This is a genomic window from Pantoea sp. WMus005 (assembly GCF_013415305.1).
Taxonomy (GTDB): Bacteria; Pseudomonadota; Gammaproteobacteria; order Enterobacterales; family Enterobacteriaceae; genus Pantoea; species Pantoea rara.
Genome location: NZ_JACBXU010000001.1, coordinates 1,962,391 through 1,984,762 on the forward strand (window position 1 = coordinate 1,962,391; position 22,372 = coordinate 1,984,762).

Consider the following 22,372-nt stretch of genomic DNA (forward strand, 5'->3'; position numbering starts at 1 on the left):
TGTCGTCTGTACAGTGAATTACAAAAGGGTGAAGGGGCTGACGCTTTCAGCAGAAATCGTGCCGCCAAAAGTGGGAAGTGTTGTTGATACGCGGCCTTATGGGTATGCTATGCGGATCTTAGAGCCAGAAAAATGTTTTTCATAAAGGACCACAGGCAGCCATGCAAGAGCAATACCGCCCGGAAGAAATTGAATCCCGTGTGCAGCAGCACTGGGATGAAAACGAAACGTTTAAAGTGACTGAGCAGGAAGGTAAAGAGAAATACTATTGCCTCTCCATGTTGCCCTATCCTTCTGGCCGCCTGCACATGGGCCACGTTCGTAACTACACCATCGGCGACGTAATCGCGCGTTATCAGCGTATGCTCGGCAAAAACGTGCTACAGCCGATTGGCTGGGATGCTTTCGGCCTGCCTGCGGAAGGCGCTGCGGTTAAAAACAACACCGCGCCTGCCCCGTGGACGTACGACAATATCGCCTACATGAAAAACCAGCTCAAACTGCTGGGCTTTGGCTATGACTGGAGTCGTGAACTGGCGACCTGCCAGCCAGAGTATTATCGCTGGGAACAGTGGTTCTTCACCAAACTGTATGAAAAGGGTCTGGTCTATAAAAAGACCTCTGCCGTGAACTGGTGCCCGAACGATCAGACGGTGCTGGCCAACGAGCAGGTCATCGATGGCTGCTGCTGGCGCTGTGACACCAAAGTTGAACGCAAAGAGATCCCGCAGTGGTTTATCAAAATCACCGATTATGCGGAAGAGTTGCTGAACGATCTGGATACGCTGGAAGAGTGGCCTGAGCAGGTCAAAACTATGCAGCGTAACTGGATTGGCCGTTCCGAAGGCGTCGAAATCACTTTCGACGTGGCGGAGAGCGAAGAGAAAGTCACCGTCTACACCACTCGCCCGGATACCTTTATCGGAGCAACCTATGTTGCTGTGGCGGCGGGTCATCCTCTGTCGACTCAGGCGTCGGTCAATAATCCGGCACTGGCCGATTTTATTGCTGAATGCCGTAATACCAAAGTGGCCGAAGCCGATATGGCGACCATGGAGAAGAAAGGCATGGCGACCGGCCTGTCTGTTATTCATCCGCTGACCGGCGAGCTGATTCCGGTCTGGGTTGCCAACTTCGTCCTGATGGAATACGGCACTGGCGCCGTAATGGCAGTTCCGGCACACGATCAGCGCGACTGGGAGTTTGCGACTAAATACGATTTGCCAATCAAGCCGGTCATCCTCAACCTGGATGGCTCCATTCCTGACGTCAGCGCGGCGGCGATGACGGATAAAGGTGCCCTGTTTAACTCGGGGGAGTTCAACGGCATGGATCACGCAACAGGCTTTAACGCCATTGCGGATTTACTGGCGGCAAAAGGCGTGGGCGTACGTAAAGTGAACTACCGTCTGCGCGACTGGGGCGTTTCACGTCAGCGTTACTGGGGGGCGCCAATCCCGATGGTGACACTGGAAGATGGCACCGTGATGCCTGCACCTGAAGACCAGCTGCCGGTGATCCTGCCGGAAGATGTGGTGATGGATGGCATTACCAGCCCGATCAAAGCAGATCCGGAGTGGGCGAAAACCACGGTAAACGGCCAGCCAGCTCTGCGTGAAACCGACACCTTTGACACCTTTATGGAGTCCTCCTGGTACTACGCGCGTTATACCTGCGCCAGCTACAAGGAAGGCATGCTGGATCCGGCCGCGGCAAACTACTGGCTGCCGGTCGATCAGTATGTAGGCGGTATTGAACACGCCATCATGCATCTGATGTATTTCCGCTTCTTCCACAAGCTGCTGCGTGACGCAGGCCTGGTGAACTCCAATGAGCCTGCCAAACGTCTGCTGTGCCAGGGCATGGTGCTGGCTGATGCCTTCTACTACCTGGGTAACAACGGCGAGCGTAACTGGGTTTCACCGGTTGACGTTGAGGTTGAGCGTGACGAGAAAGGCCGCATCGTTAAAGCGACCGACACGCAGGGCCGTGAAGTGATCTATGCGGGCATGAGCAAAATGTCGAAGTCGAAAAACAACGGCATCGACCCACAGCTGATGGTTGAGCGCTACGGCGCAGACACTGTGCGTCTGTTTATGATGTTTGCTTCACCAGCGGATATGACGCTGGAGTGGCAGGAATCAGGCGTTGAAGGGGCTAACCGCTTCCTGAAACGTGTCTGGAAGCTGGTCTACGAGCACACCTCGAAGGGCGCGACCGGGGCACTGAATGTGGACAGCCTGAATGAAGATCAGAAATCGCTGCGCCGCGATGTACACAAAACCATCGCCAAAGTAGCGGATGATATTGGGCGTCGTCAGACCTTCAATACCGCCATCGCGGCGATCATGGAGCTGATGAACAAACTGGCCCGCGCCCCGCAGGAAAGCGAACAGGATCGCGCCCTGATGCAGGAAGCACTGATGGCCATCGTCCGTCTGCTCTATCCGTTCACCCCGCACGCCTGCTATGTTCTGTGGCAGACGCTGGGTGGCGAAGGCACCATTGACGAAGCGAGCTGGCCGGTTGCTGATGAAGCCGCTATGGTTGAAGATTCACTGCTGGTGGTGGTGCAGGTTAACGGTAAAGTGCGTGGCAAGATTACCGTGCCAGCCGATGCTTCACAGGAACAGGTTCAGGCACGCGCTGCGCAGGAGCATCTGGTAGCGAAGTATCTGGACGGCGTGACTATCCGTAAAGTCATTTATGTACCGGGCAAACTGCTTAACCTGGTCGTAGGTTAAGTTCAGGAGGAACTGTGCGACATCCGATTATCAGGCTGTTTGTCATGCTGGCAGTGGTGATCACTGCTGGCTGTGGTTTTCATCCGCGCGGCACTACTCAGGTGCCCAGCGAACTGAAAACCCTGATTGTTTCAACCGGCGATCCGTATGGACCGCTGGCACGTACTGTGCGTCAGCAACTGCGTATCAACGATGTCACCATTGTTGAAGATAATAAACATACCCGCACCGATATTCCGACACTGCGTCTGGGTCCTGAAGCGCAGGGCCGTAACACGGCTTCGGTCTTTATCAGCGGCACCACTGCCGAGTATCAGCTGGTGATGACCCTCACTGCGCAGGTGCTGTTGCCGGGCAAAGGTATCTATCCAATCAGCACCACGGTTTATCGTTCGTTCTTCGATAACCCGAATGCGGCGCTGGCAAAAGATGCCGAGCAGGATCTGATTATGCAGGAGATGCGTCAGCGTGCGGCTGAACAGCTGGTTCGTAAACTGCTGACGGTGCATGCTGCACAGATCAACAGCAAAGATACCCTGCCTGCATCCGTGATTTCGGTGCCGGGTCAGGGTTCACAGGAAGCACCCTCTTCCTCTGCTACCAGCCTGCAATGATCAGGATTTATCCTGAGCAACTCAGCGCGCAGCTCCGTGAGGGGCTGCGCGCCTGTTATTTGTTAGCCGGTAACGAACCGCTGCTGTTGCAGGAAAGCACGGATGCCATCCGTACCGCCGCAACCACGCAGGGATTCGAAGAACATTTCAGTTTTACGCTGGATGCCCAGACCGATTGGGAGAGCCTGTTTGTCAGCTGCCAGTCACTGAGTCTGTTTGCCCAGCGTCAGACCATGACGCTGCAGTTCCCCGATAATGGCCCCAATGCCGCGATGGCCGAGCAGCTGGTTAAGCTGTCGCAGCTGCTGCACGCCGATATTCTGTTGATCTGCCGGATGCCAAAGCTGACCAAAGCGCAGGAAAACAGCGCCTGGTTTAAAGCGTTGTCCGCCTCTGCGGTTTTAGTGCCCTGCCAGACGCCTGAACAGGCGCAGCTGCCACGCTGGGTCGTTAATCGCGCTAAAGCGCTGAAACTCTCGGTAGATGACGCGGCCGTGCAGCTGCTGTGTTACTGCTATGAAGGTAATCTGCTGGCGCTGGCCCAGGCGCTGGAGCGGCTCTCGCTGCAATGGCCAGACGGCAAACTTACCCTGCCCCGGGTTGAAGAGGCGGTCAGTGATGCCGCGCACTTCACGCCCTTCCATTGGGTAGATGCCCTGCTGGCGGGTAAGAGCCGTCGTGCGCTGCACATCCTGCATCAGCTCGAGAAAGAAGAGAGCGAAGTCGTGATTTTGCTGCGTACGCTGCAGCGTGACCTGCTGACGCTGCTGCATCTGCAACGCCATCAGACCCAGCAGCCGCTGCGCACCCTGATGGATCAGCAGCGTATCTGGCAAAACCGCCGTGCGCTATTCACCGACGCACTTCAGCGACTGGATGCCACGCGTCTGCAACGGGCCATTCATCTGCTAAGTCAGATTGAGATCACCCTGAAGCAGGATTATGGTCAGCCGGTGTGGCCGCAGTTACAGACTCTGACGCTGCTCATCAGCAGTCGTGCTTTTCCGACGAGTTTTGCCCATGTCTGAGTTACACGCGCTGTTTGGTGGCACCTTCGATCCGATCCACTTTGGCCATCTGCGCCCGGTCGAAGCGCTGGCTCAGCAGACCGGCTTACAGCGTGTGACGCTGCTGCCGAATAATGTGCCACCGCATCGTCCACAACCGGAAGCCAGCGCATCTCAGCGGGTTGATATGCTGCGCTGCGCTATCCGCGGCTTACCGCTGTTTGAAATTGATACCCGTGAACTGGAACGCGACACGCCTTCCTGGACCGTCACCACCCTGGAAGCCTGGCGCGCTGAACGCGGTGCAGAGCAGCCGCTGGCTTTTATTATTGGTCAGGATTCCCTGCTGAGCCTGTCTAAATGGCATCGCTGGCAGGATCTGCTGTCGCTCTGCCATCTGCTGGTATGTCAGCGCCCCGGCTATCCAACCCGGTTTGACTCGCCAGAGATGAAGGACTGGCTTGATCAGCATCTCGCTCAGGATATCCGGCAGCTGCATCAGCACCCTGCAGGTCATATCTGGCTGGCGGAAACCCCACTCTATGATATTTCGGCGACCGAAATTCGCCGCCGTCGCCATCAGAATCAGCCCTGCGACGACCTGTTGCCTGCCGCGGTTATCGACTATATCGACCGCGAAGGCTTATATCGCGACTGATCCGGGCATGATATACTGCGCCGCTTAAATTTTTGGCTGTACTCTCCGGGCTTACAGCCGGCCCGATATCACCAGATTCCAAGGGGAACCTTTTGCAAGGTAAAGCACTCCAAGAGTTCGTTATTGATAAGATTGATGATCTTAAAGGCCAGGACATCGTTACCATCGACGTTCAGGGCAAATCCAGCATCACCGATTTCATGATCATCTGCACCGGCACCTCCACGCGTCATGTGACTTCAATCGCAGAACACGTCGAGCTGGAGTCCCGTTTAGCGGGCCTGATGCCATTAGGCATTGAAGGCAAAAGCGCGGCAGACTGGGTCGTGGTTGATCTGGGTGATGTCATCGTGCATGTGATGCAGGAAGAGAGTCGCCAGCTTTATGAGCTGGAAAAACTCTGGGGCTAATCGGTGAAACTGCAACTTGTTGCCGTCGGCACGAAAATGCCTGACTGGGTGCAGACCGGTTTTATGGAGTATCTGCGCCGCTTCCCGAAAGATATGCCGCTTGAGCTGACCGAAGTGACCGCGGGTAAACGCGGTAAAAATGCTGATATCAAACGCATTCTTGAAAAAGAGGGCGAAGCGATGTTAGCGGCGGTCGGTAAAGGCAATCGCATCGTCACGCTGGATATACCGGGTCATCCGTGGGAAACCCCACAGCTGGCACAGCAGCTTGAACGCTGGAAGCTTGATGGTCGCGATGTCAGCCTGCTGATTGGCGGGCCTGAAGGCCTGGCCCCCGCCTGTAAAGCGGCGGCAGAGCAGAGCTGGTCACTGTCAGCATTGACGTTGCCCCATCCGCTGGTGCGCGTGCTGGTAGCCGAAAGTCTGTATCGGGCCTGGAGTATAACGACAAATCATCCTTATCATCGTGAATGACCGATCAGCCCACATCAGACATGACAAGTAGCGGATGAAATTACAAAGCAACGCCTTTCGCGATTACAGCGCCGAACAGAAACTCTTTGTCCGTCGGGCGTTTATTGCCTTCGTCGGTATCTTAATGCTCTCTTCAGTCCTGGTGGTTAACCTTTACCACCTGCAGATTCTTCGCTTTGATGATTACAGTACCCGCTCCAATCAGAACCGCATTAAACTGGTGCCGGTGGCGCCCAGTCGCGGCATCATTTACGATCGTACCGGCACCCCGCTGGCACTGAACCGCACCATCTATCAGGCAGAACTGGTTCCGGAAAAAGTCGATAACCTGCAACAGACGCTGGAAAATTTACGCCCGGTTCTTGAGCTGACGGACGAAGACCTTGAAAACTTCCAGAAAGAGCGAAAACGCTCGCGTCGTTTCACCTCCATCCCGGTTAAAACCGGTCTGAATGAAGTGCAGGTGGCACGCTTTGCGGTCAATCAGTACCGTTTCCCTGGCGTGGAAGTGAAAGGTTATCAGCGCCGTTACTATCCTTATGGTGCCACGCTGACGCATGTGGTCGGCTACGTCTCAAAAATCAACGACCGTGACGTTGCACGCCTCGACAAAGAAGGCATATGGCCGAACTATGCCGCGACGCACGACATCGGCAAGCTGGGGATTGAAGCCTATTACGAGAGTTTGCTGCACGGTAAAACTGGCTTTGAAGAGGTTGAGGTCAATAACCGTGGCCGCGTCATTCGCCAGCTGCACGAGGAGTCCCCTCAGGCGGGTCGTGATATCTATCTGACGATCGATCTCAAACTGCAGCAATATGTCGAGACTTTACTGGCGGGCAGCCGCGCAGCTGTGGTGGTCAGCGATCCCCGCACCGGTGAAATTCTCGCCATGGTTTCAACGCCGAGCTACGATGCCAACTTATTTGTCGACGGTATTTCCAGTAAGGATTACCGTGGACTGCTGGAAGATGAAAACCGTCCGCTCTACAACCGCGCGATTCAGGCCGCCTATCCACCTGCTTCGACGGTCAAACCCTATGTGGCCGTCTCTGCGCTGAGCGCGGGTGTGATTAACCGTAATACCAGCCTGTTTGATCCTGGCTGGTGGCAGCTTCCCGGTTCCGAAAAGCGTTTCCGTGACTGGAAAAAATGGGGCCACGGTCGTCTTAACGTCACCAAAGCGCTGGAAGAATCTGCCGACACTTTCTTCTATCAGGTCGCCTACGACATGGGTATTGACCGCCTGTCAGAATGGATGAATAAATTTGGTTATGGCAGCCGTACCGGCATTGATTTACCGCAGGAGAGCGCCGGTAACATGCCGACCCGCGACTGGAAACTGAAACGCTTTAAAAAGCCATGGTATCAGGGTGATACCATCCCGGTGGGGATCGGACAGGGTTACTGGACTGCGACCCCGCTGCAGATGAACAAAGCGATGATGATTCTGATCAACGACGGCGTCGTCAAGGTGCCACATATGCTGCGCGCCACCCGTGAGGGCCGCACGCTGGTGCCCTATCGCCAGGCCACAGCGGCCCCGATTGGTGACATCCATTCTGGCTACTGGGAACTTGCTAAAGATGGCATGTATGGCGTGGCGAATCGCCCCAACGGCACCGCACACAAGAGCTTTGCAGATGCACCTTATAAAATTGCCGCCAAGTCCGGTACGGCACAGGTCTATGGCCTGAAAGAGAACGAAACGTATAACGCCCATAGAATTGCTGAACGATTACGCGACCATAAGTTAATGACCGCGTTTGCCCCTTATGACAAACCTCGGGTGGCTGTGACCATTATCCTGGAAAACGGTGGCGCCGGTCCGGCTGTCGGCACCGTGATGCGCCAGATTCTGGATCACATTATGTTGGGTGATAACAATACAGTTCTGCCGGACGCCGCCCCTGTGCCGCCCGGTTATGAAGGTGAATAAACATGTCGATGCAAGATAGTCCGCAGAAACGATCGATCTGGATGCGCATCCACATCGATCCGATGTTTATGCTGATCATCCTCGGGCTGCTGACTTACAGCGCTGTGGTGATCTGGAGTGCCAGTGGACAGGATCCCGGCATGATGGAGCGTAAACTCGGGCAGATCGCGATGGGTCTGGTGATCATGATTGTGCTGGCGCAGGTGCCGCCGCGCGTCTATGAAGGCTGGGCGCCCTATCTCTATATTATCTGCGTTATCCTGCTGGTGGCGGTGGATGCCTTTGGGCAGATCAGTAAAGGTGCACAGCGCTGGCTCGATCTCGGCTTTGTGCGTTTTCAGCCTTCGGAAATAGCCAAGATCGCGGTGCCGCTGATGGTGGCGCGCTTTATTAACCGCGATGTCTGTCCACCGACGCTGAAAAATACCGGAATTGCGCTGATCCTAATCTTCCTTCCTACCCTGCTGGTGGCTGCACAGCCCGATCTCGGCACCTCGATTCTGATTGCCGCCTCCGGCCTGTTTGTGCTTTTCCTCTCAGGAATGAGCTGGAAACTGATTAGCGTGGCGGTGCTGCTGGTCGCCGCCTTTATTCCGATTCTGTGGTTCTTCCTGATGCACGACTATCAGCGCGATCGCGTCATGATGCTGCTCGACCCGGAAACGGACCCGCTGGGCGCTGGCTATCACATTATTCAGTCGAAAATCGCCATTGGTTCGGGGGGACTGCGCGGCAAAGGCTGGCTGCAGGGCACCCAGTCTCAGCTGGAGTTTTTGCCGGAACGTCATACCGATTTTATCTTCGCGGTTCTGGCCGAAGAGTTAGGTCTGGTTGGCGTGCTGCTGCTGCTTGCCCTTTATCTGCTGCTGATCATGCGGGGACTGGTGGTGGCCGCCCGGGCGCAGACCACTTTTGGCCGCGTCATGGCGGGCGGTTTAATGCTGATTTTATTCGTTTATGTTTTCGTTAACATTGGCATGGTTAGTGGTATCTTACCGGTAGTTGGCGTGCCGCTGCCGCTGGTCAGTTATGGCGGCTCCGCGCTTATTGTGCTTATGGCGGGATTCGGCATTGTGATGTCGATCCACACTCACCGAAAAATGTTATCTAAAAGTGTCTAAGAGGCTGCAGATGCGTAAGGAATGGCTTGGCGTTGCACTGGCATCACTGGTTCTGGCGGCCTGTACCACGCCCGAACCTCAAAATACGGCGCCGCCGCAACCGGCTTACAATGGACCGGTGGTTGAGATTCCAGGCGTTGAGCCACGTTATGAGCCGATCAATCCGGGCACCAGCCAGGATTACAGCGTTAACGGTAAAAATTACCGCGTTATTAAAGATCCCTCGAACTACAGCGAAGTCGGCCTGGCTACCTGGTACGGTGAAGAGGCGCAGGGCAACCGCACCGCCACCGGCGAAGCTTACGATCCCGATGCGCTGACTGCTGCTCACCCTACTCTGCCGCTGCCGAGCTATGTGCGCGTGACCAATATCGCGAATGGCCGTCAGATTGTGGTGCGGGTTAACGATCGCGGTCCCTATACGCCAGGACGCATTATTGACCTGTCACGGGCTGCCGGTGACCGCCTGAACATCTCCAACAATTCGCGTGTGCGGGTCGACTATATCAAGGTCGCACCAGACGGAACGCTCTCGGGTCCCGGCACCATCGGAACCGTGGTAGCAAAACAGAGCTACTCTCTGCCGGCCCGCCCGGATCTGAGTGGTGGCGCGGTGATGAACGGCGGCAGCGCAGCGCCATCTGAACCGCCTGCGCAGAATGTTGAGGCTATCAGCAACAGCACGCTGCAGAGCGGTGACAACATGGGTGCGCCGGTGCAGAGCAGCGGCTTTCTTGGCGCTCCCCAGCCATTAGCGAACGGCGTGCTGGAAGGTAACGAACCGCCCGCCGCCGCACCTGCCAGTCCCGCACCGGCAGCCAGCACCGCAGCTCCCGTAGCCGCCGCGCCGGCAGCCAGCGGGGGCACCGCCAGCGGATATGTGGTGCAGGTCGGCGCGCTGAATGATCCGGGGCGTGCCCAGCAGATGATGAAAAGCCTGAGTCAGCGTTATGGCGTGCCCGGTAAAGTTGAAGACGCGGGCAACAATGTTTACCGCGTTCAGCTTGGCGGTTACGCCTCCCGCACCGAAGCGGCTGCGCTGCAACAGCGCCTGAGCAGTGAAGGCAAGACGGCTTCATTTATTACGAACACGCGTCGCTGAAGCGCTTATCAGACGGCTGTACGTTAAGCCTGCTAACAACCCAATCATCATGCGCGGTGCGAGATAATCTGGCATTGGGTATGATGAGTGACATTTTTAACCTCAAACTCACGGATGTTGTAGTCCTACACATGAACACGCTGAAATCATCTCGTTTGCTGAAACGCCTGACAGTGGGATCACTGATCGCTTTTTCTCTCAGCCATGCTGCTATTGCTGATGACGTCAACCTCAAGACCATGATTCCGGGCGTGCCGGACATTGATGCCGAAGCGTATGTCCTTATCGACTACAACTCAGGCAAAGTGCTGGCAGAGAAAAACGCCGATGCACGCCGCGATCCTGCCAGTCTGACCAAGATGATGACCAGTTATGTCATTGGTCAGGCCGTTAAAGCGGGCAAGATTCATCAGGACGATTTAGTCACCGTCGGCCCGGATGCCTGGGCGACCGGCAATCCGGTGTTCAAAGGCTCCTCACTGATGTTCCTGAAGCCAGGCGACCGCGTTCCGGTTTCTCAGCTGACTCGTGGGATAGTCCTGCAGTCTGGTAACGACGCCTGTGTTGCGATGGCTGACTATGTCGCCGGCAGCCAGGATGCATTTGTTAACCTGATGAATAACTACGTTAAAGCGATTGGCCTGCAGAATACCCACTTCGGGACCGTGCATGGGCTGGACGCTGAAGGTCAGTACAGCTCAGCGCGCGACATGGCGCTGATCGGCCAGGCGCTGATCCGCGATGTGCCGGAAGAGTATGCTGTTTATAAAGAGAAAGAGTTCACCTTCAACAATATTCGTCAGATGAACCGTAATGGTCTGCTGTGGGATACCAACCTGAACGTGGACGGGATCAAAACGGGTCATACTAACTCCGCTGGTTACAATCTGGTGGCGTCAGCGACCGAAGGCCAGATGCGCCTGATCTCCGCTGTGATGGGCGGTCATACCTATAAAGGCCGTGAAACCGAGAGCAAGAAACTGCTCACCTGGGGCTTCCGTTTCTTTGAAACTGTTGCGCCACTGAAAGCGGGCAAAGAGTTCGCTTCTGAGCCAGTCTGGTTTGGTGATAATGACCGTGTGCAGCTGGGCGTGGAAAAAGATGCTTACCTGACCATTCCACGTGGCCGCATGAAAGATCTGAAAGCCAGCTATGTGCTGACCAACACAGAACTGCATGCTCCGCTGAAGAAAAACCAGGTCGTCGGCAGCATCAACTTCCAGCTGGATGGCAAAACTATCGAACAACGTCCACTGGTGGTGCTGAACGAAGTCTCTGAGGGTGGTTTCTTTGGCCGTATCGTTGATTACATCAAGCTGATGTTCCATCACTGGTTCGGTTAAGCGCAACGGGTGATTGAAAAATCACCCCTTCGCCCCCATTACACGATATTATGATGCTCCCGCTCAGGCGGGAGCCTGTTTTTTATGCACCGGAGTTAATATGAAAACCAAACTGAATGAGCTGCTCGAATTTCCTACCCCATTTACCTACAAAGTAATGGGTCTGGCGCAACCGGAGCTGGTTGATCAAGTGGTTGAAGTGGTGCAACGTCATGCGCCCGGCGACTACAGCCCTGAAGTTAAGCCGAGCAGCAAAGGCAACTATCACTCCGTAAACATCACTATCACCGCCACCCATATCGAACAGGTCGAACGCCTGTATGAAGAGCTGGGCAACATCGAAATTGTGCGGATGGTCCTGTAATTTACGCGTCGGCAAGGCGCCTTTGCCTGACGGTTTGCCGACATCATCCTTAGCGTTATTTCCTTTAGCGGGCCATCGTTTTGTCAGTTGAAACCCTCTTTATCCGTCAGTCCGGTCTGTGCGACTGGCAATCTGTCTCCGACGCCATGCATCACTACACCGACCAGCGCGACGACCAGAGTCGTGACGAAATCTGGCTGGTCGAGCATCCGCCAGTCTTTACTCAGGGTCAGGCGGGAAAAGCGGAGCATCTGCTGATGCCGGGCGATATTCCGGTGGTGCAGAGCGATCGTGGCGGTCAGGTCACCTATCACGGTCCGGGACAACAGGTGATGTACGTCCTGATCGATGTGAAACGCCGTAAGCTCGGCGTTCGCCAGCTGGTGACCATTCTGGAAGAGACGGTGATCGCTACGCTGGCAGAGTTCGGCGTCAGCGCCCGCGCCCGCGCAGATGCACCTGGCGTCTATGTCGGGGAAGAGAAAATCTGCTCACTGGGATTGCGTATCCGTAAAGGTTGCTCGTTTCACGGTCTGGCGCTGAATGTGGCCATGGATTTGTCACCTTTCCTGCGCATTAATCCCTGTGGTTACGCCGGGATGAGCATGACCCAGTTGAAAAATTTTCAGCCAGAGGTGACGACGAAGCAGGTACGCTCTCCGCTGGTCAGCGCCTTTGCACGGCTGTCAGGTTATGAAAATGTTGAATGGGTATCAGACGATATCCCTGTTAAGCCTTAACGCAGAATGCGAATTTACAAATATGTAACGTATACGTGCTGACTGTGGCTGATTCACAGGCGATGTGATGATATAATTTTTGCACTTTTTTCAAATAAAGTTGAAAGCCCTCTTCCCGGTTTGATTGGGAACGCTTTCAAATCGCAATCCGACCGGAACCTGCTGATTTATGAGTAAACCAATTCAGATGGAACGCGGCGTCAAATATCGTGACGCAGACAAAATGGCGCTGATCCCGGTGAAAACTGTGGCTGTTGAACGGCAGGAGATGTTGCGTAAGCCGGAATGGATGAAAATCAAGCTGCCAGCCGACTCCAGTCGTATTCAGGGCATTAAAGCCGCGATGCGTAAAAACGGACTGCACTCAGTCTGTGAAGAGGCGTCCTGCCCTAACCTCGCCGAATGCTTCAACCACGGCACCGCCACCTTTATGATACTTGGCGCAATCTGCACCCGTCGTTGTCCGTTCTGCGATGTGGCACATGGCCGTCCCAACGCGCCTGATGCTAACGAACCTGCAAAACTGGCGCAGACGATTGCCGATATGGGCCTGCGTTACGTCGTTATCACCTCGGTTGACCGCGATGATTTGCGTGATGGTGGTGCGCAGCACTTTGCCGACTGCATTAGTGCGATTCGTGAAAAAAACCCTACGATCAAAATTGAAACACTGGTGCCGGACTTCCGTGGCCGTATGGATCGCGCGCTGGAGATTCTCACCGCGACGCCACCAGATGTGTTTAACCACAATCTGGAAAACGTACCGCGTGTCTACCGCCAGGTGCGTCCGGGCGCTAACTACGAGTGGTCACTGAAATTGCTGGAGCGTTTCAAAGAAGCGCATCCGCATATTCCGACCAAATCGGGTCTGATGGTTGGCCTGGGTGAAACCAACGCCGAAATCGTTGAAGTGATGCGCGATCTCCGTCGCCATGGTGTCACCATGCTGACGCTGGGCCAGTATCTGCAGCCGAGCCGTCACCACCTGCCGGTTCAGCGCTACGTCAGCCCGGCTGAGTTCGATGAGATGAAAGAAGAAGCGATGGCGATGGGCTTCACCCATGCCGCGTGCGGTCCGTTTGTCCGCTCTTCCTATCATGCGGATATGCAGGCTAAAGGCGAAGAAGTGAAATAAGCACGAGAATACGTCGTGACACCTGAAAAACAAAAAACCAGACTGGAAACAGCCTGGTTTTTTTATGGGTGTCTGAAATAAAAAGTAACAGTTATTTGCAGCAAATAACCGATTAATCTTTATGAACGACGCGTTCTGCCGGCACGTCTTCAGCCGTTGTTCGGGTTGCACTGGTATCTTCGTCTTTCATGGCTTTTTTAAAGCCTTTAATCGCGGAGCCCAGATCGCCGCCCAGTGAGCGCAACTTGTTGGTACCAAAAAGCAGTACGATAAGCGCACCGATAATCAGCAGCTTGGCAATACTGATACCTTCCATATTTAACCTTTCAACTTAATCGAATCACGGTGACTGTTATTTACGCGCAGTTTGCCTGTAGCGACAAGTGGAATCTGTAACAGAGTAAGATCTTAGATGAAGCGACTAAGAAACGCCTGGGTGCGCGGATGCTTTGGATTCGCAATCACCTCTTCAGGCGTGCCCTGCTCCACCACCACACCCCCATCCATAAAGACCACGCGGTCGGCGGCTTCACGCGCAAAGCTAATCTCATGGGTTACCACGATCATCGTTAATCCCTGGTCGGCCAGGGTGCGCATGGTCGCCAGGACTTCACCCACCAGTTCCGGATCGAGCGCGGAGGTCGGTTCATCAAACAGCATCAGCTGCGGCTTAATCGCCAGCGCCCGCGCAATCGCCACACGCTGCTGCTGTCCGCCCGACAGATGCCGGGGCCAGGCGTCCGCTTTATCACTTAATCCCACCGTCGCCAGCAGCGATCGGGCATGAGCCATCACCTCCTGACGCGGGAATTTATGCACACCGATGGGCGCTTCAATGATGTTCTGCAGTACGGTCATATGGGGGTAGAGATTGAACTGCTGAAACACCATGCCAGTTTTCTGGCGCTGGCGGGCAATCTGACGTGGCGACAACCGGTGCAGCACATGCCCTTTCAGCACATAGCCAATCTGCTCATCACCGACCCGAATCGATCCGGCGTTCATCTCTTCAAGATGATTGATGCAGCGCAGAAACGTGGATTTACCGGAACCGGAGGGCCCGAGAATCACAACCACCTCACCAGAATAAACATCCAGATCGATCCCTTTCAGAACCTGATTGTCACCATAATTCTTCTGCACGTTGCGGGCGCAGACCAGGGGTTCATGCTGACTCATTGTTCCTCCTGCTGGGGTTGCGCGTGAGCCACGACGGCGGCGCGTCTGGAGACGCTGGCCACCCGGCGGGTACCACGCGCGTAATAGCGCTCGATAGCGGACTGGCCCAGATTGAGGATCGAGGTGATCAGCAGATACCAGATCACCGCCACCATCAGCATCGGGATGATCTCGAAGGTACGGTTGTAGATCGCCTGCACCGAGTAGAGTAGATCGCCCATTGCGATCACGCTGACCAGCGACGTCGCCTTGATCATGCTGATCAACTGGTTGCCGGTGGGTGGAATAATTGACCGCATCGCCTGCGGAATAATGATGCGTCGCAGCGCCCGCGACCGGCTCATGCCAAAGGCCTGTGTGGTCTCCACCTGACCGTTATCCACCGACAACAGACCGGCGCGAATAATTTCCGCCATATAGGCTGCTTCATTCAGCGCCAGCCCGGCAATAGCGGCCGTCAGCGGCGTAATCAGATCGTTGGTATTCCAGCTGGCCAGTGTGATGTCGGTCCATGGCAGTGTCAGCGACAGCGCGGGAAACAGCGTGGAGAGGTTGTACCAGAAGATCAGCTGAACCAGCAGGGGCGTTCCCCGGAAGAACCAGATATAGAGCCCGGCAACACCGCGCAGCAGTCGGTTCTCAGAGAGTCGCCACACGCCCAGCAGCAGTCCCAGCAACGTGCCGAGCACCATCGACACCACTGTCAGCCCCAGGGTGACCTGTAACCCTTTGAGTACAGATTCTTCGGTAAACCACTTAAGCACCACCTGCCATTCAAAGTTCGGATTGCTCGCCACCAGCCACAGCAGATTCGAGCCGATTACCAGCACCACAATCCAGCTGATCCAGCGGCCGTAAGTGGGCGCGCTACGGGCGAAGGCCACATCGCGCAACTGCGCCTCGCCACTATTATCGCGGTGCAGATGGCGAGACGGGCTCATTTGCTGGCCTCTTTCGCCAGATTCAGCCCAGGTGCTGTGGTCATGTTGCCCTCAAGCTGCCACTTTTTCATGATCGCCGCATAAGTCCCGTTTTGATAGAGCGCTTTGTAGGCATCAAGCATGACCTGACCCAGCGGCGAGCCTTTCGGCACCACCGTGCCCTGGAAAATATCACCAAAGCCGTTTTTCTGCCCTTTGCCCGCCAGCTCAAGTTGCCCCTTCGCCTGATTAACAAAGTAAGTCAGCGGAGCCTGTGATGAGAAGAACGCATCGGAGCGTTTAGAGCGTACTGCCAGAATTGATGAGGGCTGATCGGTAAAGGCCTGCACTGTTACAGCCGGTTTCCCGTCGGCCACACACCGGGCTGACTGCTTGCGGATAACCTGTTCCGCAGAACCGGCGGCCATGACGGCAATGCGCTTGCCGCAGGTGTCGTCCAGCTGATTGATTCTGGCCGGATTGCCCTTCTGCACGCCGAACACCACAAACTCCTGCACAAAATCGATAAAATCCACTTTCTGCTGGCGGTCCGGATAATCACCAATCGGACCAATCGCCAGCTGATAACGACCCGCATCAATGCCGGTGAGTACGCCTGATAAACCACTCACCGTCGCATGCTCGATCTTCACACCCAGCAGCTGTGCCAGCGCGGTCGTTAACTCTGCCGAAGCCCCCTCCATTGAGTGCGGGCCATTCACAATTTCATAGGGCGGAAATGAGCCGTTATTCACTGAAATCATTTTGCCCGATTTTTTGATCTCATCCGGCAGCCTGTCATGCAAGGCCTGGTCAACTTTTTGCACCGGAATAGCGTCGGCAGCCTGCGCCAGGGATGCAGTCAGCCCCAGCGCCACGATTAAGGCGGTTGCTCTCTTCGTCATAATGGATTCCTGGTCAGCAGTTTAGTTGAGTTCAGGGCGGGCAAAGCGCCGGTTTTCCAGTACCGGTAGCACCCGGCGGGCATAGGCGACGCGCTCAGGATCGAGATCGGCAAACAGCAGCGCGGGCGATTCAGCCGCATTCGCCACCGCCACGCCCAGCGGATCGACCACCAGACTGTTGCCGATATTGCGCGGGCCACACTCCCCCACCGCCACCATATAGCAGGTGTTCTCCAGCGCGCGGGCGCGGGTCAGCAGTTCCCAGTGCATCTCTTTCAGCGGACCTTTAACCCAGGCGGCAGGCAGGACCAGGACGTCTGCACCATCCAGCACCAGCCGACGCGCCAGCTCCGGGAAGCGCACGTCATAGCAGGTCATTAATCCGACTTTCATACCCGCGACTTCAACCAGCGGCGGAATGACGTGGCCCGGATTGACCCGCTGCGACTCCTGCATCGCAAAGGCATCGTACAGATGCAGTTTTTCATAGGCGGCGATGATCTCACCGTTGCGGATCGCCACCAGCACGTTGAGCGCTTTTTGCTCGCCAGTGGGAACATGTACGCTCATCATAGTGGTCAGCGCAGTGTGCTTGCTGGCGGTCAGCAACTGACGCAGAAAAGGGCCATCCAGTGGCTGCGCCGCCTTCAGCACTAAATCGGGGTCGGCTATATCACGTGCCAGCACCCCTTCCGGCAGTACCAGCAGATCGGCGCCACCCTCTGTTGCCCGCTGCATTAAGTCCAGACAGATACGGGCGTTCTCCTGCCATTCGCGGCTCACCGCAAATTGTCCCAGTGCCACTTTCATCATTTCTCTTCTCCCGCAGCGGCCGGAAACATTGCTTCCGGCGTCAGTAACTGATGCGTCAGCCCTTGCTCATAGAGCTCACGACCAAAGTCCGCAATCATCTTTCTGTTAGCGCTAAAACCATTCTGATTCCAGTCAGCGGGCAATTCCTGCGCAGTACGTCGCAAATCGTCCAGCAGCCACGGCGTGGTATCGGCATATTTCTCTCTCTTCTGCATCCACAGCTGATAAGAGCGATCGATGACCTCACTTAACGCCGCTGGCAGCCAGGGATGTTCCGCCGCCAGCGCCGGTTTAAGGGCCAGAATATGAATGCCCGGCACATAGCCGACTCGGTGGAAGTAGTCCCGCTCCGCCTGATAAAAATCGTTTTGCAGCTGCCGCAGTCCTGAATCAGGCAGGAAAAAACCCTCCGGCATAAACGGCGTGAAGATGGCATCCAGATCACCCGCCTGCAGCATCTCGATTAGTGGTCGCTCATCGGGAGCCGGTTCAATACGGCCCGGGCGACCAAATCCCGCCAGCCGATCGACAATCGGATGATCGGCCGTAAGACGCCCGGCATACCAGAACACATCATCGATTTCGACGCCCGCTTCACGCAGCACCGTGCGTGTCCAGGTATTGCCCGAATCCTGCCAGCCGGTGACGCCGATTATCTTACCTTTCAGCTGTGCAGGCGTGGTGATGGGGCTGCTGGCGGTGGTGATAATGCAGCGCTGGCGGAAGCCACGCATCAGGAAGTGTGGCAGGCCAAGCAGTGTTTCATCTCCTCTGGCCCGGCCCTGAGCATAGCGGCTGAAGGAGACTTCGCCCGCGTCATACTCGGGGCTGGTCGCCAGATCATTCACCAGCGTGCCGACGCGGTCGATCTGCAGTTCAAAACCTTCTGGTTTGATATCGCCCAGCGCCAGCGGCGTGAAGTAGTCCCAGTCGCGTACCGCCAGTCTGATGAGTAGCCTTGCCATAATCTCTCCGTTTACGCTGCACCGTCGGGACGGGGCATAAATAGTGCTTGAATTTGATACTAGATCCGGAATACTTATCTGAACAATCATTAATTTGTTACTGAACAAAGTATTTTCTTATGACAGAGAGCGTCGACCTCAACTGGTTTTGCAGCCAGATAACATCACCTTCAGTGAAAGGCATTGCCCAGGCGGCCTCCGTACTCATCCGGGACGGACAGATTGCGACAGGTATGCAGATGCCCGCAGTTCGGGACATCGCGGAACAGCTGGGCGTCAGTCCGGCAACCGTTTCTGCTGCCTGGGCGCAACTCAGAAAGCAGAAAGTACTGGCGGGCAAAGGGCGAAGTGGTGTCTGGGTCAGTGGCAACACGGTCATGCCGCGGCCGATTCGCTTTGAGAAGATTGGCAACTACGGCGAAAACATCCGCGCCGACCTGACTATGGCCGCGCCTGACCCTGCCCTGCTACCTGACCTGCAGCGCGCGCTACAGGCGGCTCTGCACTCACCGCAACTTAACAGCTACACCCGTGAAGCGATCTCGGCGCCGCTGCTTCAGGCGATAACGCCGCGCTGGCCCTATACGGCAGAGGCGTTTCTGGCAACAGATGGCGGTTTTGATGCGATGAACCTGCTGGTGCAAACCCTTGTCTCGCCGGGTGACCGCGTGATTATTGAAGACCCGACCGCAACCCGGCTGCTCGATATGCTGGATAACGTCGGCGCAGAGATTCTGCCACTGGCGTGTGATGAGCAAGGTCCGCGGCCTGATGTCTTGTCTGTGCTGCTGGCGCAGGCACCGGTGATGTTGATCTATCAGCCCCGCACCCACTCGGCCACCGGGAATAGCATCAGCCCGGCGCGACGTCAGGCGCTGGCGCAGGTTCTGCAACAAAGCAACACACTGATCGTTGAAGATGACGGGATTGGCGATCTCTCTGCGGAGGAGAGCTGGAGCCTGGGTTCGCACTTTCCTGAGCGAACACTGCACATCCGTTCCTTTTCCAAAGCCTACGGGCCTGATCTGCGGCTGGCTGTGCTCTCTGCCACCTCGGAGATGGTGAAGCGTATTCAGTCATGGCGAAATTTTGGTGTCAGCTGGACCAGTCGTATTCTGCAGGATGCGGTGGCGTGGCTGCTGGAGGATGAGGAAACGCAACAGCAGATTGCTTCCGCGCGCGCCATCTATCGGCAACGGCGTGAAGCGATGCTGGCATCGCTGGCCCAGCGCGGTCTGGATCTGCCACTTCGTGACGGGTTAAGTCTCTATATTCCGGTGGCTTCGGAGCAGTTTGCCATGATTACGCTGGCTGCCCGTGGTATTGCCGTGGTGCCTGGTGAGCGTTGCCGGCTCGGTCCTACCCAATTTATCCGCGTCAGTATCGCCAGCCTAAGGGATGAGCAGCGGGAAATGATTGCCGGGGCGCTGGTCATCGCCTCAGGACGGGAAGTTAACCCGCTTGCAGATCTTTAATGAGATAACAGGGTGATTCAGCATAGCCTTCGCGCGCGTAGAACTGATTCGCCTTGAGACGCGACTGGTGGCAATGGACTTCCATGCGATCGCAGCCACGACGTACCGCCAGCGTTTCGGCATGCTCAAGCAGCTGCTGGCCGACGCCTTTGCTGCGCTCTCCTTCTGCAATGCAGAAATAGCTGATGCGAGCGAAATCACCGGCCAGGGCCAGCTGAGGAATAAAATGCAGGGAAAGGAAACCCAGCACCTGACTGCCATGTTCAGCCACCAGCAGCGCTTCACTGGGATCGCTGCACAACTGTGCCAGACGCTGTTCAATAAAGCTTTCGGTGCCGCCGTAGCCTAGCTCACTCAGCAAGGCACTCAACGCAAAACTGTCTTTCAACGCTGCCTGACGTATGTTCATCCTGTCTCCTCTCTCACCGGGTTCTCTTGCACAGTTATATAGCGTCACACGCTAAAAAGCTGCATATCAGGTTGTTATAAATATGTTACGGGGATTTATTGTGAACCGCCGCGCAGTTTGTGCGGCAACAGGGACGATTAACGAGGTTACGATGAAAGGGATGAAGCGCAGATTACAACCATAAAAAAACCCGCCATAAGGCGGGTTTTTAGAATTCTGACTGTTAACTTACAGACTGATAACGTTAGCAGCAGATGGGCCTTTAGCGCCGTCGGTGATTTCAAACTCTACGCGCTGACCTTCAGCCAGAGTTTTGAAGCCGTTGCTCTGGATTGCAGAGAAATGTACGAATACATCTTTGCTGCCATCTTCAGGAGTAATGAAACCGAATCCTTTAGATTCATTAAACCACTTAACGTTACCTTTGATCTTAGACATCTATATTACCTTTACATGAAAAATGGACACTAAACTGTGTCGGGGTCTAGTACAGCAATTGCTGAAGGATTTGTCCAGCATGATTTGATGAAAAAGTGATAAATATCGACTTTCTGTGCATCCATCACACTTTCCTGCTTTTGGACTTGCGTAACTTACCTCAGCAGGTATCAGGCGCAGAGCGTACACCTGCAGCTAACCCGCTGGAAAGGCGAAACTTTTCAGGTTTAAATCGTTACGTCATTGACGTTAAAAAGAAAAATCTTACTAAGACGTATTCCTGTTCTTACTAACAATTCCGTCCTTGAAACGCCTTTTTTTTGCCGTGCGGTGGGCCGAAGATCTCTTCGCTAAGAGCCGGTTTTTCTACTGCCGTGGCCAGGCCTCATCTGTCTGATGCTTTAATAACCGGAGAAGCGTCAATTTCTCAGCGCACTACCCGCTCCTGCCCCCCACAAAAATGCGCCTGCTTTGCCATCCACCCCAGCCAGAGCAGGCTATTCGCAGATAATTTAGCCAGTACGTGATAAACATTGATCAGGATCAATGAAGTGCTTTTTAGGGAACGGATTCGCATTTGGCAACAAACAATCAACCTCATAAGAAACTACTTTTCTGAACGCCGTGTGAAATAGTATTTCCTGGCAATAGATAACATCCGCTTAAGCGGTCCGGGACGGACAATCTGTTAATGCAGGATTAAAGGAGGGTAAGAAAAAGGATGGTGATGAAGATACGCTGCAGTCAGTGTGGAAGCGCCCGGTTCTTTTTTACGGATTACCGTGAGGGCCAGCCCAACGTCCATGGTGCCCGCTGTGCAAGCTGTAAAAAACGACTGGATTCCCAGGATCTGTTGCCCGGTACGTCGATGGATCCCATTACACACTGTCTTCTGGCCAGCCAGAAAACAGTTCGGGCACCTGATTAGGTGCCCGCTGTCGCTGAAGCTTAAACAGAAATCAAAAAATCAGTTTGAACACCCCTGTCAGGGTCAGCAGGCCGACGATAAAGATAATCGCAATAATCCACAGAATAATTTTCATTTCCTTTTCCCCTCACTGATTAGACACGTTTCCTGTAGGCAGTATAGACAGGAATATTTATCGTGCCGCTTCACGCATGTTTTAACTGGTCAAAAGTTCATCAATCCTGCTCTTTATTTACTTTCTGAGACAGCGATCGCAACCCCCAATTTTATCCTCCCTCTTTGTTCGTTCTACACCCCACTCCTGGCTAAAATTTATGCGGCAAGGCAGGCCTCAATAGTGATGAGATTGGAATGAGTCGCGAGGAGATCTTATGAGCACGATTAATACCAGCATGGGCCGTTACAGCCTTAAGGCCAAAAACAGTGGTAACCACATTAAAGGTTCTTTCGCTATCAACGATGAAGGCGGCACGCAGCTCTCTATGCAGGAGTTTGACGAGCACTATCTTGATGATGTGGTGAATAACGTTATCTACCCCGTCACCGGCGGCAACCGTGACATTGCGCACGCGCTGCGGGAACAGATGGTGAAAGCCGGTTTTGAGCCGCCTCACTAAGACGTCAGATTGATGTGACAGGCTGGGCCGCACGTGCGGCCCTTTTTATGTTGAAGGCGACACCCGAGGCAA

Annotated in this window: 23 protein-coding genes; 15 read left to right on the plus strand and 8 right to left on the minus strand. The window is 55.0% G+C overall.

Annotated features, from left to right (window positions below):
• The first annotated feature begins 161 nt into the window (after positions 1-161).
• The 13 genes from leuS (at position 162) to lipA (ending at position 13,651) form a co-directional block, all read left to right on the plus strand.
• The gene (leuS, locus tag HZZ01_RS08975; protein WP_179896551.1) at positions 162-2,744 is read left to right on the plus strand and encodes a leucine--tRNA ligase; all 2,583 of its coding nucleotides are present in this window, start codon (positions 162-164) and stop codon (positions 2,742-2,744) included.
• A 14-nt stretch (positions 2,745-2,758) separates the two neighbouring features.
• Positions 2,759-3,358: an LPS assembly lipoprotein LptE gene (gene lptE, locus HZZ01_RS08980; protein ID WP_179896552.1), complete on the plus strand. Its 600-nt coding sequence runs from the start codon at positions 2,759-2,761 to the stop codon at positions 3,356-3,358.
• A complete protein-coding gene (gene holA, locus HZZ01_RS08985; RefSeq protein ID WP_179896554.1) occupies positions 3,355-4,386 on the plus strand; it encodes a DNA polymerase III subunit delta in 1,032 nt (343 codons plus the stop codon). Before lptE ends, holA begins: the two co-directional genes overlap by 4 nt.
• On the plus strand, positions 4,379-5,023 hold the full coding sequence (gene nadD, locus HZZ01_RS08990) for a nicotinate-nucleotide adenylyltransferase (protein ID WP_179896556.1): 645 nt from the start codon (positions 4,379-4,381) through the stop codon (positions 5,021-5,023). Before holA ends, nadD begins: the two co-directional genes overlap by 8 nt.
• A 92-nt stretch (positions 5,024-5,115) precedes the next feature.
• Positions 5,116-5,433, plus strand: a complete 318-nt coding sequence (rsfS, locus tag HZZ01_RS08995; protein WP_179896558.1) for a ribosome silencing factor — start codon at positions 5,116-5,118, stop codon at positions 5,431-5,433.
• 3 nt (positions 5,434-5,436) lie between these two features.
• Positions 5,437-5,907, plus strand: a complete 471-nt coding sequence (rlmH, locus tag HZZ01_RS09000) for a 23S rRNA (pseudouridine(1915)-N(3))-methyltransferase RlmH (protein WP_031377197.1) — start codon at positions 5,437-5,439, stop codon at positions 5,905-5,907.
• A 34-nt stretch (positions 5,908-5,941) separates the two neighbouring features.
• Complete coding sequence (mrdA, locus tag HZZ01_RS09005; RefSeq protein ID WP_179896560.1) at positions 5,942-7,846, plus strand: peptidoglycan DD-transpeptidase MrdA; 1,905 nt, start codon at positions 5,942-5,944, stop codon at positions 7,844-7,846.
• Positions 7,847-7,854: 8 nt separating this feature from the next.
• Positions 7,855-8,967 (plus strand): peptidoglycan glycosyltransferase MrdB, encoded by a 1,113-nt coding sequence (mrdB, locus tag HZZ01_RS09010; protein WP_179897133.1) that lies wholly within the window; start codon positions 7,855-7,857, stop codon positions 8,965-8,967.
• A 10-nt stretch (positions 8,968-8,977) separates the two neighbouring features.
• Positions 8,978-10,069: an endolytic peptidoglycan transglycosylase RlpA gene (gene rlpA, locus HZZ01_RS09015; RefSeq protein WP_179896562.1), complete on the plus strand. Its 1,092-nt coding sequence runs from the start codon at positions 8,978-8,980 to the stop codon at positions 10,067-10,069.
• Positions 10,070-10,200: 131 nt separating this feature from the next.
• Positions 10,201-11,412: a D-alanyl-D-alanine carboxypeptidase DacA gene (dacA, locus tag HZZ01_RS09020; RefSeq protein WP_090963598.1), complete on the plus strand. Its 1,212-nt coding sequence runs from the start codon at positions 10,201-10,203 to the stop codon at positions 11,410-11,412.
• Positions 11,413-11,512: 100 nt separating this feature from the next.
• Complete coding sequence (ybeD, locus tag HZZ01_RS09025; RefSeq protein WP_003854030.1) at positions 11,513-11,776, plus strand: DUF493 family protein YbeD; 264 nt, start codon at positions 11,513-11,515, stop codon at positions 11,774-11,776.
• Positions 11,777-11,856: 80 nt separating this feature from the next.
• On the plus strand, positions 11,857-12,516 hold the full coding sequence (lipB, locus tag HZZ01_RS09030; RefSeq protein WP_179896564.1) for a lipoyl(octanoyl) transferase LipB: 660 nt from the start codon (positions 11,857-11,859) through the stop codon (positions 12,514-12,516).
• Positions 12,517-12,685: 169 nt separating this feature from the next.
• The gene (gene lipA, locus HZZ01_RS09035; RefSeq protein ID WP_010258979.1) at positions 12,686-13,651 is read left to right on the plus strand and encodes a lipoyl synthase; all 966 of its coding nucleotides are present in this window, start codon (positions 12,686-12,688) and stop codon (positions 13,649-13,651) included.
• A 112-nt stretch (positions 13,652-13,763) separates the two neighbouring features.
• On the opposite strand, the gene tatE is transcribed toward lipA, so the two are convergent.
• From tatE to HZZ01_RS09065, 6 genes are all read right to left on the minus strand, one after another.
• Positions 13,764-13,967, minus strand: coding sequence for a twin-arginine translocase subunit TatE (gene tatE, locus HZZ01_RS09040; RefSeq protein WP_003854033.1), 204 nt, complete (start codon positions 13,965-13,967; stop codon positions 13,764-13,766).
• 92 nt (positions 13,968-14,059) lie between these two features.
• A complete protein-coding gene (locus tag HZZ01_RS09045; RefSeq protein ID WP_179896566.1) occupies positions 14,060-14,830 on the minus strand; it encodes an amino acid ABC transporter ATP-binding protein in 771 nt (256 codons plus the stop codon).
• Complete coding sequence (locus HZZ01_RS09050) at positions 14,827-15,771, minus strand: amino acid ABC transporter permease (RefSeq protein ID WP_179896567.1); 945 nt, start codon at positions 15,769-15,771, stop codon at positions 14,827-14,829. Before HZZ01_RS09050 ends, HZZ01_RS09045 begins: the two co-directional genes overlap by 4 nt.
• Positions 15,768-16,655 carry an ABC transporter substrate-binding protein gene (locus HZZ01_RS09055; RefSeq protein WP_179896569.1) on the minus strand — a complete coding sequence of 296 codons (888 nt, stop codon included), beginning with the start codon at positions 16,653-16,655 and terminating at the stop codon, positions 15,768-15,770. Before HZZ01_RS09055 ends, HZZ01_RS09050 begins: the two co-directional genes overlap by 4 nt.
• Before the next feature lie 21 nt (positions 16,656-16,676).
• Positions 16,677-17,465 carry a deaminated glutathione amidase gene (locus HZZ01_RS09060; protein ID WP_179897135.1) on the minus strand — a complete coding sequence of 263 codons (789 nt, stop codon included), beginning with the start codon at positions 17,463-17,465 and terminating at the stop codon, positions 16,677-16,679.
• On the minus strand, positions 17,465-18,433 hold the full coding sequence (locus HZZ01_RS09065; RefSeq protein WP_179896571.1) for a nitrate ABC transporter substrate-binding protein: 969 nt from the start codon (positions 18,431-18,433) through the stop codon (positions 17,465-17,467). The genes HZZ01_RS09060 and HZZ01_RS09065 overlap by 1 nt, the downstream gene beginning before the upstream one ends.
• A 119-nt stretch (positions 18,434-18,552) precedes the next feature.
• On the opposite strand from HZZ01_RS09065, the gene HZZ01_RS09070 reads away from it, so the two are divergent.
• On the plus strand, positions 18,553-19,908 hold the full coding sequence (locus HZZ01_RS09070; RefSeq protein WP_179896573.1) for a PLP-dependent aminotransferase family protein: 1,356 nt from the start codon (positions 18,553-18,555) through the stop codon (positions 19,906-19,908).
• Here HZZ01_RS09070 and HZZ01_RS09075 read toward each other — a convergent pair.
• Both HZZ01_RS09075 and cspE read right to left on the minus strand, forming a co-directional pair.
• Positions 19,886-20,317 carry a GNAT family N-acetyltransferase gene (locus HZZ01_RS09075; RefSeq protein ID WP_179896575.1) on the minus strand — a complete coding sequence of 144 codons (432 nt, stop codon included), beginning with the start codon at positions 20,315-20,317 and terminating at the stop codon, positions 19,886-19,888. The genes HZZ01_RS09070 and HZZ01_RS09075 overlap by 23 nt on opposite strands.
• A 228-nt stretch (positions 20,318-20,545) precedes the next feature.
• The gene (gene cspE, locus HZZ01_RS09080; protein ID WP_006118399.1) at positions 20,546-20,755 is read right to left on the minus strand and encodes a transcription antiterminator/RNA stability regulator CspE; all 210 of its coding nucleotides are present in this window, start codon (positions 20,753-20,755) and stop codon (positions 20,546-20,548) included.
• A 1,299-nt stretch (positions 20,756-22,054) separates the two neighbouring features.
• Between cspE and HZZ01_RS09085 the strand changes: the two genes are divergently transcribed.
• Positions 22,055-22,300, plus strand: coding sequence for a hypothetical protein (locus HZZ01_RS09085; protein WP_136197708.1), 246 nt, complete (start codon positions 22,055-22,057; stop codon positions 22,298-22,300).
• Positions 22,301-22,372: the final 72 nt, after the last annotated feature.

Excerpts from the sequence above, each read along its gene's own strand:
- leuS (WP_179896551.1), top strand. The coding sequence starts at position 162 with ATGCAAGAGCAATACCGCCCGGAAGAAATTGAATCCCGTGTGCAGCAG.
- holA (WP_179896554.1), top strand. The coding sequence starts at position 3,355 with ATGATCAGGATTTATCCTGAGCAACTCAGCGCGCAGCTCCGTGAGGGG.
- nadD (WP_179896556.1), top strand. The coding sequence starts at position 4,379 with ATGTCTGAGTTACACGCGCTGTTTGGTGGCACCTTCGATCCGATCCAC.
- mrdA (WP_179896560.1), top strand. The coding sequence starts at position 5,942 with ATGAAATTACAAAGCAACGCCTTTCGCGATTACAGCGCCGAACAGAAA.
- mrdB (WP_179897133.1), top strand. The coding sequence starts at position 7,855 with ATGCAAGATAGTCCGCAGAAACGATCGATCTGGATGCGCATCCACATC.
- rlpA (WP_179896562.1), top strand. The coding sequence starts at position 8,978 with ATGCGTAAGGAATGGCTTGGCGTTGCACTGGCATCACTGGTTCTGGCG.
- dacA (WP_090963598.1), top strand. The coding sequence starts at position 10,201 with ATGAACACGCTGAAATCATCTCGTTTGCTGAAACGCCTGACAGTGGGA.
- ybeD (WP_003854030.1), top strand. The coding sequence starts at position 11,513 with ATGAAAACCAAACTGAATGAGCTGCTCGAATTTCCTACCCCATTTACC.
- lipA (WP_010258979.1), top strand. The coding sequence starts at position 12,686 with ATGAGTAAACCAATTCAGATGGAACGCGGCGTCAAATATCGTGACGCA.
- tatE (WP_003854033.1), bottom strand. The coding sequence starts at position 13,967 with ATGGAAGGTATCAGTATTGCCAAGCTGCTGATTATCGGTGCGCTTATC.
- HZZ01_RS09045 (WP_179896566.1), bottom strand. The coding sequence starts at position 14,830 with ATGAGTCAGCATGAACCCCTGGTCTGCGCCCGCAACGTGCAGAAGAAT.
- HZZ01_RS09050 (WP_179896567.1), bottom strand. The coding sequence starts at position 15,771 with ATGAGCCCGTCTCGCCATCTGCACCGCGATAATAGTGGCGAGGCGCAG.
- HZZ01_RS09055 (WP_179896569.1), bottom strand. The coding sequence starts at position 16,655 with ATGACGAAGAGAGCAACCGCCTTAATCGTGGCGCTGGGGCTGACTGCA.
- HZZ01_RS09060 (WP_179897135.1), bottom strand. The coding sequence starts at position 17,465 with ATGAAAGTGGCACTGGGACAATTTGCGGTGAGCCGCGAATGGCAGGAG.
- HZZ01_RS09065 (WP_179896571.1), bottom strand. The coding sequence starts at position 18,433 with ATGGCAAGGCTACTCATCAGACTGGCGGTACGCGACTGGGACTACTTC.
- HZZ01_RS09070 (WP_179896573.1), top strand. The coding sequence starts at position 18,553 with ATGACAGAGAGCGTCGACCTCAACTGGTTTTGCAGCCAGATAACATCA.
- HZZ01_RS09075 (WP_179896575.1), bottom strand. The coding sequence starts at position 20,317 with ATGAACATACGTCAGGCAGCGTTGAAAGACAGTTTTGCGTTGAGTGCC.
- cspE (WP_006118399.1), bottom strand. The coding sequence starts at position 20,755 with ATGTCTAAGATCAAAGGTAACGTTAAGTGGTTTAATGAATCTAAAGGA.
- HZZ01_RS09085 (WP_136197708.1), top strand. The coding sequence starts at position 22,055 with ATGAGCACGATTAATACCAGCATGGGCCGTTACAGCCTTAAGGCCAAA.